Annotated in this window: 14 protein-coding genes; 2 read left to right on the plus strand and 12 right to left on the minus strand. The window is 58.1% G+C overall.

Annotated elements, in window-relative coordinates:
- Nucleotides 1–50: 50 nt before the first annotated feature.
- The 8 genes from AC07U6_RS01370 to AC07U6_RS01405 all read right to left on the minus strand — a co-directional run bounded on the left by AC07U6_RS01370 (nt 51) and on the right by AC07U6_RS01405 (nt 7,302).
- Nucleotides 51–1,010, minus strand: a complete 960-nt coding sequence (locus tag AC07U6_RS01370; RefSeq protein WP_494762734.1) for an AEC family transporter — start codon at nt 1,008–1,010, stop codon at nt 51–53.
- Between the two features lie 18 nt (nt 1,011–1,028).
- Nucleotides 1,029–2,048 (minus strand): AI-2E family transporter, encoded by a 1,020-nt coding sequence (locus tag AC07U6_RS01375; protein WP_494762735.1) that lies wholly within the window; start codon nt 2,046–2,048, stop codon nt 1,029–1,031.
- Nucleotides 2,049–2,123: 75 nt separating this feature from the next.
- Nucleotides 2,124–2,783: a methionine ABC transporter permease gene (locus tag AC07U6_RS01380; RefSeq protein WP_494764494.1), complete on the minus strand. Its 660-nt coding sequence runs from the start codon at nt 2,781–2,783 to the stop codon at nt 2,124–2,126.
- The gene (locus AC07U6_RS01385) at nt 2,780–3,571 is read right to left on the minus strand and encodes a methionine ABC transporter ATP-binding protein (RefSeq protein ID WP_494762736.1); all 792 of its coding nucleotides are present in this window, start codon (nt 3,569–3,571) and stop codon (nt 2,780–2,782) included. Before AC07U6_RS01385 ends, AC07U6_RS01380 begins: the two co-directional genes overlap by 4 nt.
- Before the next feature lies 1 nt (nt 3,572).
- A complete protein-coding gene (locus AC07U6_RS01390; protein WP_494764495.1) occupies nt 3,573–4,346 on the minus strand; it encodes a MetQ/NlpA family ABC transporter substrate-binding protein in 774 nt (257 codons plus the stop codon).
- A gap of 50 nt (nt 4,347–4,396) precedes the next feature.
- The gene (locus AC07U6_RS01395; protein ID WP_494762737.1) at nt 4,397–5,428 is read right to left on the minus strand and encodes an isopenicillin N synthase family dioxygenase; all 1,032 of its coding nucleotides are present in this window, start codon (nt 5,426–5,428) and stop codon (nt 4,397–4,399) included.
- A 19-nt stretch (nt 5,429–5,447) separates the two neighbouring features.
- A complete protein-coding gene (locus AC07U6_RS01400; RefSeq protein WP_494762738.1) occupies nt 5,448–6,497 on the minus strand; it encodes a PLP-dependent cysteine synthase family protein in 1,050 nt (349 codons plus the stop codon).
- A complete protein-coding gene (locus tag AC07U6_RS01405) occupies nt 6,487–7,302 on the minus strand; it encodes an ABC transporter ATP-binding protein (RefSeq protein ID WP_494762739.1) in 816 nt (271 codons plus the stop codon). The genes AC07U6_RS01400 and AC07U6_RS01405 overlap by 11 nt, the downstream gene beginning before the upstream one ends.
- Nucleotides 7,303–7,495: 193 nt before the next feature.
- On the opposite strand from AC07U6_RS01405, the gene AC07U6_RS01410 reads away from it, so the two are divergent.
- Complete coding sequence (locus AC07U6_RS01410) at nt 7,496–8,539, plus strand: ABC transporter substrate-binding protein (protein ID WP_494762740.1); 1,044 nt, start codon at nt 7,496–7,498, stop codon at nt 8,537–8,539.
- Between the two features lie 9 nt (nt 8,540–8,548).
- Nucleotides 8,549–9,562 (plus strand): ABC transporter permease, encoded by a 1,014-nt coding sequence (locus tag AC07U6_RS01415; protein ID WP_494762741.1) that lies wholly within the window; start codon nt 8,549–8,551, stop codon nt 9,560–9,562.
- Between the two features lie 59 nt (nt 9,563–9,621).
- Here AC07U6_RS01415 and AC07U6_RS01420 read toward each other — a convergent pair whose 3' ends face one another.
- From AC07U6_RS01420 to AC07U6_RS01435, 4 genes are all read right to left on the minus strand, one after another.
- Nucleotides 9,622–9,963, minus strand: coding sequence for a helix-turn-helix domain-containing protein (locus tag AC07U6_RS01420; protein ID WP_105593739.1), 342 nt, complete (start codon nt 9,961–9,963; stop codon nt 9,622–9,624).
- A gap of 273 nt (nt 9,964–10,236) precedes the next feature.
- Nucleotides 10,237–10,692 (minus strand): RrF2 family transcriptional regulator, encoded by a 456-nt coding sequence (locus AC07U6_RS01425; RefSeq protein WP_494762742.1) that lies wholly within the window; start codon nt 10,690–10,692, stop codon nt 10,237–10,239.
- A 222-nt stretch (nt 10,693–10,914) separates the two neighbouring features.
- Entirely contained in the window at nt 10,915–11,787 is an 873-nt protein-coding gene (locus tag AC07U6_RS01430) for an NAD(P)-dependent oxidoreductase (protein ID WP_494762743.1), read from the minus strand.
- A gap of 190 nt (nt 11,788–11,977) precedes the next feature.
- Nucleotides 11,978–12,190 (minus strand): MmyB family transcriptional regulator, encoded by a 213-nt coding sequence (locus AC07U6_RS01435; RefSeq protein ID WP_494762744.1) that lies wholly within the window; start codon nt 12,188–12,190, stop codon nt 11,978–11,980.
- Between the last annotated feature and the right edge of the window lie 16 nt (nt 12,191–12,206).

Consider the following 12,206-nt stretch of genomic DNA (forward strand, 5'->3'; position numbering starts at 1 on the left):
GAATGCAGGGATTTTGCAGAAGACCTGTTTCCTTACGCTTTCCGCTAATATCACGCATAAACCCGGTCCATCGTAAGTATCAGAACAGGCGTGGAAATTGCCGAAAATAACGTGGTCAAAAGCATGCTTGTCGCAGCCGGTCCGGTCAGAGCGTTAAACTGCTGGGACATCAGATACACGTTCACGCCCACCGCCATTGAGGCCAGCAGCACCACCACTTTACTCTCCAGCGGCGGCAGGCCCAGCAGCCAGGCCAGCCCCCACACCACCAGCGGATGGACCACCAGCTTGATCGCGCTCAGTACACCGCCAATAGCCAGGCCATCTTTAATGCGATAGCACGCCAGACTCATACCCAGCGCAACCAGCGCCAGCGGCACGGCGATCTGGCCGAGCATGGATACGGGCTGGTCAATCATCTGCGGCAGCGGCAGCCCGGTAAGGCTGAACAGCGTACCACTGAGGATGCCAATAATCAGTGGGTTGCGCAGCACGCTGACTGCCGTTTTGCCAAAGCCCTTCACGCTGAGTGAACCGTGTTTGAACCACTCAACCGAGACGGTTGCCAGCGTCCACAGCAGCAGGCCGTTAAACACCAGCACCAGCGCCACCGCAGGGATCGCCTCGTCACCAAGCATCACGCGTGCAATCGGCAGGCCGAGCAGAACGTTATTGGAGAAGATGCCACCCAGCGCAAACACCGACCCGGACACGCCATCAAGGTGGAACACTCGGCTGGCAATCACCCTGCCGAGAATAAACACCAGCAGGCAGCCGCCAAAGAACGCCAGCAGCAGACGGGCATCCACCGGCGGGCCGCTGCTGAAATCGCACATCAGGCGGAACAGCATCGACGGCAGCGCCACACGGAACACCAGCCGGTTCATCGCTTCGGTAATGCTTTCCGGCCAGCGCCGCCAGCGCACCAGCAGCCAGCCGAGGCCGATCAGCACAAACAGGGGGATCGCGATAACAAACTGGTGCCACAGCGAGCTGCCGAACGCTAACATAAAAATCCTTGATGAAGGTTAGATCAGCCGCGCTGCCCGCAGTTCACTTTTCAGATAGGCATAATACACCGGTGCCGCCACCACGCCCGCCAGCCCGAAGGCAGATTCAAACACCAGCATTGCCAGCAGGATCTCCCAGGTTTTGGCGCTGATGCGGGTGCCGAAAATACGCGCGTTGATAAAGTACTCCAGCTTGTGGATGAGGATCAGGTAGACCAGAGCAATCAGCGCCGCCTCAAGCGAGATGGAAAGCCCAATCAGCACGATCACCGTATTGGAAATCAGATTGCCAATAATCGGCAGCAGCCCGGCAATGAAGGTCACCACCACCACGGTTTTGGCGAACGGCAGATGCAGGCCGAACAGCGGCAGAATGCCAAACAGGAAGCCGCAGGTCAGCACTGTATTCACCAGCGAGACTTTGATCTGCGCAAACACCACGTTATGGAAGGAGTCCGCCAGGGTACGCAGGCGGTCGAGCATCGCCGCTTTCAGCGGCGCATCGTCGCTGCGTACTTTGCTGTTACGCAGTGAAATAATTGCCCCGAGCAGCATGCCGATCAGCATGGTGGCAAAGGTGTGGGCGGCGCTGCGGCCAAAGGTCTGTACCACCACCAGATGCTCGCGCAGCCAGGTGATCACCTTGTGCTGAAGTTCATCGATGTCCGCAGGCAGGTAGCGGGTCACCACCGGCGACAGGGTATGTTGGGCATCCTCAAGGATTTTCGTGGCGGTGGCGTGAAACATCGCCGGGTTCTGGAAGTCATGCAGCAGGAAGCTAATCAGTTTGGTAATGCCGGTAACAAGCCCAAGGATAATCACCATGCTGAGGAATAAGATGCTGATCCAGCGGGCAATCGGTCCTTTCACCAGCCGTTCAATGTACGGGGTCATCGCCAGAATGATTTCATAGACGATGAACCCGGCCAGAAAACACGGCAGCAGCCGCAGAGGGAAAATGGCAAACAGCGCGATAAAAATCAGCCCATAGCTAACGGTCTGGCACCACTGCGTTTTGATGGCATGACGAATTTCCATGACGTACCCTGTCTGAAAGAAGAAAAGTAACGCGAATTCAAACAGTATACTATGCCATCACGCTATGGTGATGAATTAACGCCGATGTGCCAGGCTTCTTACCAGCCGGTCGCCGGTCATTTGCACAACCTGCACCAGCGCAATCAGCACGACCACGGTGGCAATCATCACCGGCTGATTAAACCGCTGATAGCCGTAGCGAATCGCCAGATCGCCCAGCCCGCCGCCGCCAATCACCCCGGCCAGCGAAGAGAAACCGATCAGCATCACCACCGTCAGCGTCACGCCGGCCAGCAGCGCGGGCAGCGCCTCCGGCAGCAGCACCTTACTGACCACGTGCCAGTCGCTGCCGCCCATTGACAGCATCGCCTCGATGCGCCCTTTCGCCACTTCATCCAGCGCGCTTTCCACGATGCGGGCGAAGAACGGCACCGCGCCGATAGTAATCGGTACAATCGCCGCGCTGCTGCCGAGCGTGGTGCCGACAATAAAGCGGGTGGTGGGGATCAGCGCAATCAGCAGCACCAGAAACGGCAGCGAACGGCCCACGTTGACCACGGCTCCAACAATCGCGTTGACGCGCGGCAGCGGAAGAAGGCCACCGCGACGGCTGATAAACAGCAGCACGCCCAGCGGCAATCCAATCATAAGGGTAAACAGCCCGGAGAAGCCAACCATATACAGCGTTTCCAGGGTTGCCTGCAGCATCAGCTGCCACAGGTCTTCAAGGCTCAGGCTACCGCGCACAGTGGACCTCCTTCAATGCCGTGACGCTGCAGGAAGCGGCGTTCGCTCTCCGCATCGTGCAGCAGCGCATTGCGCAACAGAGAATCTTTCTGGCGCAGCAGCGTACTCAGTGCCCCGCTCTCGCGCAGGCGTCCTCGTTCCAGCAGCGCGGCGTGATCGCAGATGGATTTCACCACCTCCAGCTGGTGGGTAATCATCACCACCGTCAGGCCGAACTGCTGATTGATTTGCTTTAACAGCGTCAGCACCGAGGCGGTGGTTTCCGAGTCCAGTGCGCTGGTGGCTTCATCGCACAGCAGGTAATCGGGCCTGGCCGCCAGCGCGCGAGCGATACCCACGCGCTGTTGTTGACCACCGGAAAGCTGCGACGGCCAGGCGTCCGCCTTATCACTGAGCCCCACCAGATCGAGCAGTTCGTTAACCCGCTGCTGACGCTGTGAACGTTTCACCCCGGCGATCTCCAGCGGCACCGCGACGTTATCGGCCACGTTGCGCGAATGCAGCAGGTTGAAATGCTGAAAAATCATCCCGCTGCGCTGACGCTGCTGCCGGAGTGCGCGCGGCGTCAGAGCGGTGATATCCTGGTCGTCGATCAGCACGCGCCCGGACGTTGGCCTTTCCAGTAAATTAAGACAGCGGATCAGGGTGCTTTTTCCCGCGCCGCTGCGGCCAAGAATACCGTAAATTGCCCCATCCGGGATAACCAGCGACACGTCATCCAGTGCCGGGGGTTGCCCCCCGGCGTAAATTTTACTGACCTGCTCCAGGCGAATCATTTTATTTACCCGCTACCGGGATCACCGATCCGCGATAGTTCTGCTGAATAAAATCGGCAACCTGTTTTGACTCCAGGTCTTTCGCCAGCTGGCGAATACGCGGGTCATCGGCCAGTTTTGGCGTGGTCGCCAGAATGTTCGCATACGGGTTGTTGGTGGCGCTTTCCAGGCCCAGCGCATCTTTCGATGGCGTCAGCCCCGCTTCCAGCGCGTAGTTCCCGTTGATCACCGCCAGGTCAACGTCATCCAGCGCGCGTGGGATCTGCGGTGATTCCACCTCCAGAATCTTCAGCTTTTTCGGGTTTTCGGCGATATCTTTCGGCGTCGCCTGATCCTTCGACGGATCGTTATAGCCCGCTTTCAGCCTGATCAGCCTCTGCGCCTGCAGCAGATACAGCGCACGGCTCAGGTTAGTGGTGTTATTCGGTACGGCGATGGTTGCACCTTCCTTCACATCCTTCAGGCTTTTCACCTTGCGTGAATAGATGCCCAGCGGCTCGATATGCACCGTGGCGGCAACGGTAAATTTCTGGCCCAGCGCTTTTTCCTGATCGCGCAGATACGGCACGTGCTGGAAATAGTTGGCATCCACATCGCCGTGTGCCAGCAGTTCGTTGGCGTTGACGCCGCTGCTCAGCTCGATAATTTTGAGATCCAGCGACGGATCGAGTTTTTTCACAAAATTCAGAATTTCAGCGTGCGGTACCGGATCGGCGGCCACGCGCAGCGGTTCGGCAGCGTTAACGTTGAAGGCCATCGCCACGGATAAGGCCATCCCTGAGAATGATAAAGCGGCAAAACGTTTGTTCATTGTTGTTCCTTAAATCAGGCTGTGTGTTGAGGTTGTTGTTGTAATAATTCGTTGTACCAGCGCTGCGCCACATCGGGATGGGAACGCAGACGCCCTTTCAGATAGTTCCAGCCCACGTCGCGCAGCAGCGGATTGAGCGGGTCGCTGGCCGGGCCAGGCGCCAGGCGGGCAAGCGGTTCCGGCAGATTAAATACCGGCACCACCGCATCGAGCTGCGCGCCGAGGAAGAAGGCAACCGACAGCCGATCCTGATCCGCAGACGGTGCGACGACGCGGTGCACCGTGGCACGCAGATAGCCGTTGCTCGCCAGCTCCAGCAGTTCACCGATATTTACCACAAAGGCATCGTTCAGCGGCAAAGCATCTACCCACTGGTCAGGAGCCACTTCCACCTGCAAACCGCGCTGCTGATCCTGCAACAGGAAGCTGAGGAAGCCGGAATCTTTGTGCGCACCCACGCCCTGGCTGGAGGTTTCCGCCGTCTGGCCCGGGTAGCGGATCAGTTTGATATGTTCGTTTGGCTTATCGCCGTACAGGGAATCGAAGGCGTTGGGAGCCAGTTCCAGAGCACGGGCAAAGGCCCGCAGCAGCCGCAGAGACATGGTCGTCATCGCCTTCTGCCACGCCAGCAGTGCCGGCTTCAGCTCCGGCAGCGCTTCCGGCCACAGGTTCGGCCCCTGCAGGCGCTTCCAGCCAGCGTCGCCGCTACCCAGCGGCAGCGGCGCGCGTTCTGCACCGACGTCAAACTGCTCGCGCCAGTCCGGCTGGCTGCGCGTCAGTTCGGAACCGGCGCGGTTATAGCCGCGAAAATGCGGCGAGTGGATCATCCCCACCTGCTGTTTATCCGCCTCCGACAGCGCGAAGAAACGGCGGGAAAGCTGCTGCACCTGCGCCGACAGCTCGGCATCAATGCCGTGGTTGATCAGATAAAAGAAGCCGACGTCGCGGGCGGAACGGCCCAGCTTGTCGAGGAACGCCTGCTGCTGTTCGGCGGTGCCGTCCAGCTGCGACAGGTCAAGGATCGGTAACGATGTAATCTGGCTCATGAAAATTCTCTGCGTTGGGTTATGAGGCGCTTTTTATCTGTTGATTGCTGACCAGCGCAGCAACCTGCAGCTGGCCGGGGGTAATGTTATGGTTGAACAAGCCGGTGGACAGGTAGCTCAGGCCGCTGTCGGCCAGCAGCACCACGATGCACTTTCCGTGATTTTCCGGGCGCAGCGCCACCTCGCGAGCGGCATACAGCACGCCGCCGGCGGATTCGCCGATCAGAATGCCGTCGCTAACCGCCACTTCACGGGCGGCGGCGGTCGCCTGCCAGTGCTCTACCGGGAAGGCTTCATCGACAATGCTGCGATCAAGCGTTGGCGGTACGCGCTCCGGGAGTACGTCGCTGAAGGCATGCACGCCGGTTAATTCGCGCAGGTCGGGATTCTCTGCGGTGGGTATTGAATGCGGGCCGGGTTCAACGGCTATCACCTGAATCGCCGGGTTGTGCTGCTTCAGATAGCGGCCGATACCGGAAACCGTGCCGCCGGTGCCGACTGCGGCAATAACGATATCCACCTGTCCTTCGGTCTGCTGCCAGATCTCCGGGCCGGTGCTGCGGTGGTGCGCCGCCGGGTTGGCCGGATTTTCCAGCTGGGCAGTATGGAATACATTCGGCTGGCGATTAATCACGTTCTCGGCCAGCCAGCGCGAAGCGGCAACAAAATCGCCATCACTCTGTTCCAGCACCTCGGTAAAGCCTTCGACCTGGCTGAATGGGATCACTTCGGCTCCCAGCGCGCGGAGGATCTGGAAACGCTCTTCGCTCAGCTTGTCGTGGAGGTATACGCGGAAGGGATAGCCTTTCGCTGCGGCTATTGCCGCCAGGCCTATGCCGGTATTGCCGCTGGTCGAGTCGGCAATAGTGTCGCCCGGCTTCAGTCTGCCGCTGCGTTCGGCCGCTTCGATCATCGACAACGCGATACGATCTTTCACGCTGTAATTAGGATTGAAGTACTCCAGCTTGGCGAGGATCTCCGCAGGCAGTTCAAACTGCTGACGAAAGCGTGACAGTCGCAGCAGCGGCGTGTTGCCAACCAGCTCGGTAATGGAATTATTAATGGTCATTATCAGCATCCTCGGTCACTTCAGTGGCTTCAGCACCCAGCAGCGCCAGCGCTTTTGATCGCAGCGCGATCAGGCGTGGATCGTTGCGGCGGCGGGGGTACGGCAGATCGATATGAATGGTTTCAATAATTCGCGCCGGACGCGGGCTGAACACCACCACCCGGTTAGCCATCAGCAGCGCTTCTTCAACGTCATGCGTCACCATCAGGGCGGTAAAGCGCTGTTCGCGCCACAGTTCCACCAGTTCGTGCTGCATGCGAATGCGGGTTAGCGAGTCAAGCTTGCCCAGCGGTTCATCAAGAATTAACAGCCGCGGATGATTCACCAGCGCGCGGGCCAGCGCCGCGCGCTGCGCCATACCACCGGAAAGCTGATGCGGCCAGGCATTAGCAAACTGACTCAGGCCCACTTTTTCCAGCGTCAAATCGATGCGTTCGCCCCCTTCCGGCGTCAGTTTGCCCTGCGTTTGCAGGCCGATGGCGACGTTGCGCCACACCCGGCGCCACGGATAGAGGGTCGGGTCCTGAAACACCACCACCCGGCTGGGATGCGGCGCGGTCAGCGGCTGGCGATCCTCAAAGATCTCGCCCTGGGTTGGATGATCCAGACCCGCCACCAGCCGCAGCAGCGTGGACTTCCCGCAGCCGGACGGCCCCAGCAGCGCAACGAATTCTCCCGCATCAACGTTCAGTGACACATTGTCCAGCACCGCCAGGCTCTGCCCGTCGAGATGAAAAGCATGACTGACCTGATTGATGGTTAATTCCAGCCCGGAGGCCGTATCCAGTTGTTCTGTCAGTGACATCGGTTCACCTCATTAATCCGCAATACGCTGACTATTCCGTTTTTTTTACCGCACGTGAAATATCAATAGTGGCAAAGGTTTACAGCCCGGTGGATAACGCGAATTCGCAATTGAAAATGAAGGATTGTTATTTTGGCGATGTAAAAAAAATTGCCATAGTGCGGACATAATTCAGTCAACAGGGATAACAAGCATGACGATTTCACGTGGGATTTCACGGCGTAGTTTTATTCAGACTCTGGGTGTGGTGGGTGCAGGACTGGTGGCAGCACCGGCGTTACCGGTGTGGGCAGCGGCTGAAGACACCAGCAAGCTAACCACCGTTAAGCTGGCCTGGGGGCAGACGGCAGTGTGTCAGTCGCCGATTTCAGTCGCTCTGAAGCAGGGATTCTTTAAAAAGTACGGCCTGAATGTTGAACCGGTTAACTTTAGCGGCCCAACGGATGCCCTGCTGCAGGCGATTGCCACCGGTCAGGCGGATGGCGGTATTGGTATGGCGCTGCGCTGGCTAAAGCCGCTGGAACAGGGCTTTGATGTCGATCTGACCGTCGGGACGCACGGCGGCTGTATGCGCCTGCTGACCAGCAAAGACAGCGGCATCAAAAGCGTGCGCGACCTGGTAGGCAAAAATGTGGCGGTGACCGATCAGGCCAGCCCGCTGCGTAACTTCTTTGCTATTCAGCTTGCCAGGCTCGGTATCGATCCTGATACGCAGGTCAACTGGGTGCAGTATCCCGCCGATCTGTTCGGGGAAGCGCTGCGTAAGGGTGAAGTGCAGGCGCTGGCAGCCGACGATCCGCAGGGCTGGCTGATTAAAAAGCACGACGGCCTGATAGAAGTTGATAACAACCTGAACGGCGAATATCACAACCTCACCTGCTGCGTGCTGGGGCTGCGCGGATCGCTGGTGCGTGAGCAGCCGAAAGTGGCACGAGCGATTACTCAGGCTATCATCGACGCCCAGCAGTGGACGGCGGATCACCCTGCAGAAACCGCGAAGATCTTCGCGCCGTTCGTACCGGGCAACGTTTCCCCGGATGATATCGCCGCCATGCTGCGCGAACATACTCACAACCATCACTCCACCGGCGAACAGCTGCGTAAGGAAGTGGTGACCTATCTGAACGAGCTGAAAACTATCAAGGTGATCCGCGAAGATACCGACGCGCAGCGCTTCGCGGCTCACTATGTGCCGGACGTGCTGCCTGCTGCTCCGGCGCACCAGCATTCAGCATAAGGAGGAAGTATGTCCAGTGAAACCCTGACTCCACAGCGGATAGCCAGTCGCTCCGCATCGGTCCGGCTTAGCCCGGCGCTGATCCTGACGGTTTTTGCCTGGTGGGGGCTGGTGGCACTGATGATTTACTGGCCGGATAAGCTGGTGGGGTTCGCCCCACCGCGTTTTGTTGCTGAAACGCACCGGGTGTTTTTCATCCTTGTTGCCGCACTAACCTTAATCGTGGTCTTCGGACGCCTGCTGGCGATCCCTAAGCTTCTGGCTCCGCTGCAGCGCGGCGGGCCCTGGCTGGTGGCACTGGCGATCCTGATCGGCATCTGGGAGGCGGCGACCGCCAAGCTGGCCCTGCTGCCTGCCCCGTTCTTCGCGCCGCCGCGTGCGCTGGTTGAAGCCTGGGCCACAGACTGGTTCCGCCTGGGCGACAGCGTGCTGAATTCGCTGTGCCTGCTGGCGCTGGGCTTTATTTTTGGCAGCATCACCGGTTTTATTACCGGCGTGGCCATCGGCTGGTCGCGAGGTCTGGGCTACTGGGTGCATCCGCTGCTGCGCTTTCTCGGCCCTGTGCCGTCAACCGCACTGCTGCCGCTGTCGCTGTACTTTTTCCCGTCCAGCTTCTCCGCTGCCGTATTCCTGATCGCGCTTGCCACCTGGTTCCCGGTGACGGTACTGACCTGGTCGGGCGTCGCCAGCGTTGATCAGCGCTACTACGATGTGGCGCGCACGCTGGGTGCCAACACACTGTTTCTGGTGCTGCGCGTGGCGGTGCCTGCATCGCTGCCGCAGGTGTTTGTCGGGCTGTTTATGGGGCTGGGTGCGTCATTCTCGGTGCTGGTGGCGGCCGAAATGATGGGGGTGAAATCGGGACTGGGCTGGTATCTGCAATGGGCTCAGGGCTGGGCGGCCTATGCCAATATGTACGGGGCGCTGATTGTGATGGCCCTGCTGTTCTCGTCGCTGATTAGCCTGCTGTTTGCCATTCGCGATCGATCGCTGGCGTGGCAGCGCGGAACGGTGAAGTGGTAGAAAATTAACACTGCCGGCGGTGGAGCGGAATTCCGCTCCGCCTGCCAGCAATAACACTATCAGGCGTGAGCGGCAATCTGGACCTGGCGGCGCCATGCGCCCGGCGACTGACCAAACTGACGTTTGAAGCTGCGATTAAACGACTGCTGCGAATCAAAGCCAAAGCTGATGGCGACATCCAGAATCGGCTCACCGCCCCTGGCGAGGCGTTCAGCGGATTTTTTCAGGCGACGTTCACGAATATATTCACCCAGCGCATAGCCGGTGTGCTGTTTAAACATCCGCTGTAAATGCCACTTCGAATAGCCCGCGCGATCGGCAACGGTGTCTAAATCCATCTTCCCTTCAATATGGGTATCGATCCACTTTACAAGATCGTTAATAAAATCATCATGGCTCATCGGTCATCCCCTGATGTTGTTAAATTTGGTGTTGTTATCAACCTGACGTGCCCCGGCCTGATTCTCGCTGAGAGTAAAAGGCAACTATGATGAGTGCACTTAACAACGGTAAGACAACGCCGATTTTAATGCAAGTTTTATTGTTGCATTAAATGCTGCTTAAACCGTAAATCATCCATTATGAGCGACTGCAGACGGGCAAAACTTAAATCAGAGAACGTCATAAACCCGCAGCGATACCGGCCTGCGGGAGGGAATTTTTAAGAGGAAGAATCAGGAAGTGCAGCGCGCTTCGGCGTCGGTCCAGTCACGCTGCATAATTTCGCGCAGCGCATCGGCAACGGTACGTCGGGCCAGCACGTCAAGGGACGCCTGCTCGGCCTCTTTCGCCAGCTCTTTAAAAAAGCGGCAGGCGTTAGCGCTGACCACACAGCGCGCCGGGACTTCCGGTCGGCTGGCCATCAGCGGCTTGTCATTGGTCACCGAGGTGTAGATTTCACACAGTGTGATCTGCTCTGCCGGGCGACCAAGACGAATGGTGCCACAGCGGCCCAGCGTGGAAACAATAATACCGTCGCGGGTCAGCGGCACCATCAGTTTACGTACGAAGCTCGGGTTGGCGTCGAGGCCATCGGCGAGAATCTTGCTGGTGCAGCGCTTATCCTCGCTATCCGCCTTGGCAATGCAGAGCACCATTTGTAGGGCGGTAGGAAAACGATTATCAAGCATGATGTGATCCTGGCTTTTTACCGTCCATCTGCGGATGAAACACTGAAATAAAAAGCATTAAAAATCAGTTAACTATAAAAAACATCAGGCTAATAATATAACAAACCTGGTTATACTTTTGAAGCCGTTCACTAAGCACTATGGGCTATTGGTGCTATCTTGGTTCTATCATAATGATTTGACGGGAAATATTGTCGGGGTGCCCAACAGCACCCCGTTACATCAGGCGTTTTTTTCCTGTAAATAGCGATAAATTACCGAGAGATCTTTCTCGCCGTAGCCCGCATTGACCGCTTTCTGCCACAGGGCGGCAATAGTTTCCAGACCCGGCATCGCGGTATCGCCCGCGGCTTCCAGCGCCAGTCGCGCATCTTTCAACGCCCAGGTCAGATGCATCTGCGGCGAATACTCGCCTTCAGCAATCATCGCCAGCTTGCCTTTCACATACGGGGCAGCCAGCGGACCGCCGTCCAGCACCTGCCAGAAATCCTCCGGCGAGAAGCCAAGTTGCTCGGCCAGACGGGTACTTTCCGCCAGCCCTTCCACCATGGAAACCAGCCACGCATTCGCCACCAGCTTCATTTTCGAACCGGCACCGGCTTCGCCCAGCCATTTCGCGCCCTTTGAGATCGCGGCAAATACCGGCTCGATGGCCGCCGCACGATGGCGATCGCCGCTGGCGAGGATCAGGATTTGCGCATTCTCCGCCGGCGCTTTGGTACCGGAAACCGGAGCGTCAATAAACACCGCATCCGGGCGACGCTGTTTAAAGGTCTCGATAAGCTGTTCCGTTGCCGCAATGCCAATGGTGCCCATCTGGCAGACCACAGCGTCCGGCTTTAACTGCGGTAATACATCGGTAAGCACCGCCTGGGTGGTTTCGCCGTCAGACAGCATGGCAATCACCACATCGGCGGACGCTACCGCCTGCTCCGCACTGTCGGTCAGCTGTAATCCGGCAGCAAGCAGATCCTCGCCCCGCGCCCGGGTTCGGTTCCAGCCAAAGACGGTGAAATCCTTTTTCAGCAGATTTGCAGCAAACGCGTGCCCCATTGCGCCAAGACCCAGCACGGCAACCGTTGGACGTTGATTCATCAGTGTGACTCCCTGTTAAATGAAAATGGCGACATGAAGCATGCCGCCTGACCTGTCCAGGGTAACGCAAAATAACAGGGAATGGGGGCTTTTCTGCGGAATATGGCGACTCAGTCTTCAGGTATTTTCTGCTAACCAGAATGTCTCAGTCGTTATTAGTCATTTTCTGCTCACTGCTCAACCGAGCGATTCAGTCAGTAATACTACGCAGCGCGGCAGCACTCTCCTCATCGTTAGGAATGTACACCAACAGGCGATCGCCATTGCGCGGCGCCGACCACCAGTTATTCTGCCTGAGCGTCATCATTCCGGCTTTTGGGTGGTAAAAACGCTTCACCTGATTATCTATCGCACGGATTTCGTAGCGTGGCCACAGCTCGCGAAACTCTTCCGACTCCGCCATCAGCCGGCACCACGCC

It is taken from the genome of Erwinia sp. GW821-FHT03D09 (assembly GCF_059420805.1).

What these genes read in the sequence shown, in the direction of transcription:
- AC07U6_RS01420 (WP_105593739.1), bottom strand. Translation starts at nt 9,963, where the DNA reads ATGAGCCATGATGATTTTATTAACGATCTTGTAAAGTGGATCGATACC.
- AC07U6_RS01390 (WP_494764495.1), bottom strand. Translation starts at nt 4,346, where the DNA reads ATGGCCTTATCCGTGGCGATGGCCTTCAACGTTAACGCTGCCGAACCG.
- AC07U6_RS01375 (WP_494762735.1), bottom strand. Translation starts at nt 2,048, where the DNA reads ATGGAAATTCGTCATGCCATCAAAACGCAGTGGTGCCAGACCGTTAGC.
- AC07U6_RS01435 (WP_494762744.1), bottom strand. Translation starts at nt 12,190, where the DNA reads ATGGCGGAGTCGGAAGAGTTTCGCGAGCTGTGGCCACGCTACGAAATC.
- AC07U6_RS01415 (WP_494762741.1), top strand. Translation starts at nt 8,549, where the DNA reads ATGTCCAGTGAAACCCTGACTCCACAGCGGATAGCCAGTCGCTCCGCA.
- AC07U6_RS01385 (WP_494762736.1), bottom strand. Translation starts at nt 3,571, where the DNA reads ATGATTCGCCTGGAGCAGGTCAGTAAAATTTACGCCGGGGGGCAACCC.
- AC07U6_RS01405 (WP_494762739.1), bottom strand. Translation starts at nt 7,302, where the DNA reads ATGTCACTGACAGAACAACTGGATACGGCCTCCGGGCTGGAATTAACC.
- AC07U6_RS01425 (WP_494762742.1), bottom strand. Translation starts at nt 10,692, where the DNA reads ATGCTTGATAATCGTTTTCCTACCGCCCTACAAATGGTGCTCTGCATT.
- AC07U6_RS01410 (WP_494762740.1), top strand. Translation starts at nt 7,496, where the DNA reads ATGACGATTTCACGTGGGATTTCACGGCGTAGTTTTATTCAGACTCTG.
- AC07U6_RS01395 (WP_494762737.1), bottom strand. Translation starts at nt 5,428, where the DNA reads ATGAGCCAGATTACATCGTTACCGATCCTTGACCTGTCGCAGCTGGAC.
- AC07U6_RS01430 (WP_494762743.1), bottom strand. Translation starts at nt 11,787, where the DNA reads ATGAATCAACGTCCAACGGTTGCCGTGCTGGGTCTTGGCGCAATGGGG.
- AC07U6_RS01370 (WP_494762734.1), bottom strand. Translation starts at nt 1,010, where the DNA reads ATGTTAGCGTTCGGCAGCTCGCTGTGGCACCAGTTTGTTATCGCGATC.
- AC07U6_RS01400 (WP_494762738.1), bottom strand. Translation starts at nt 6,497, where the DNA reads ATGACCATTAATAATTCCATTACCGAGCTGGTTGGCAACACGCCGCTG.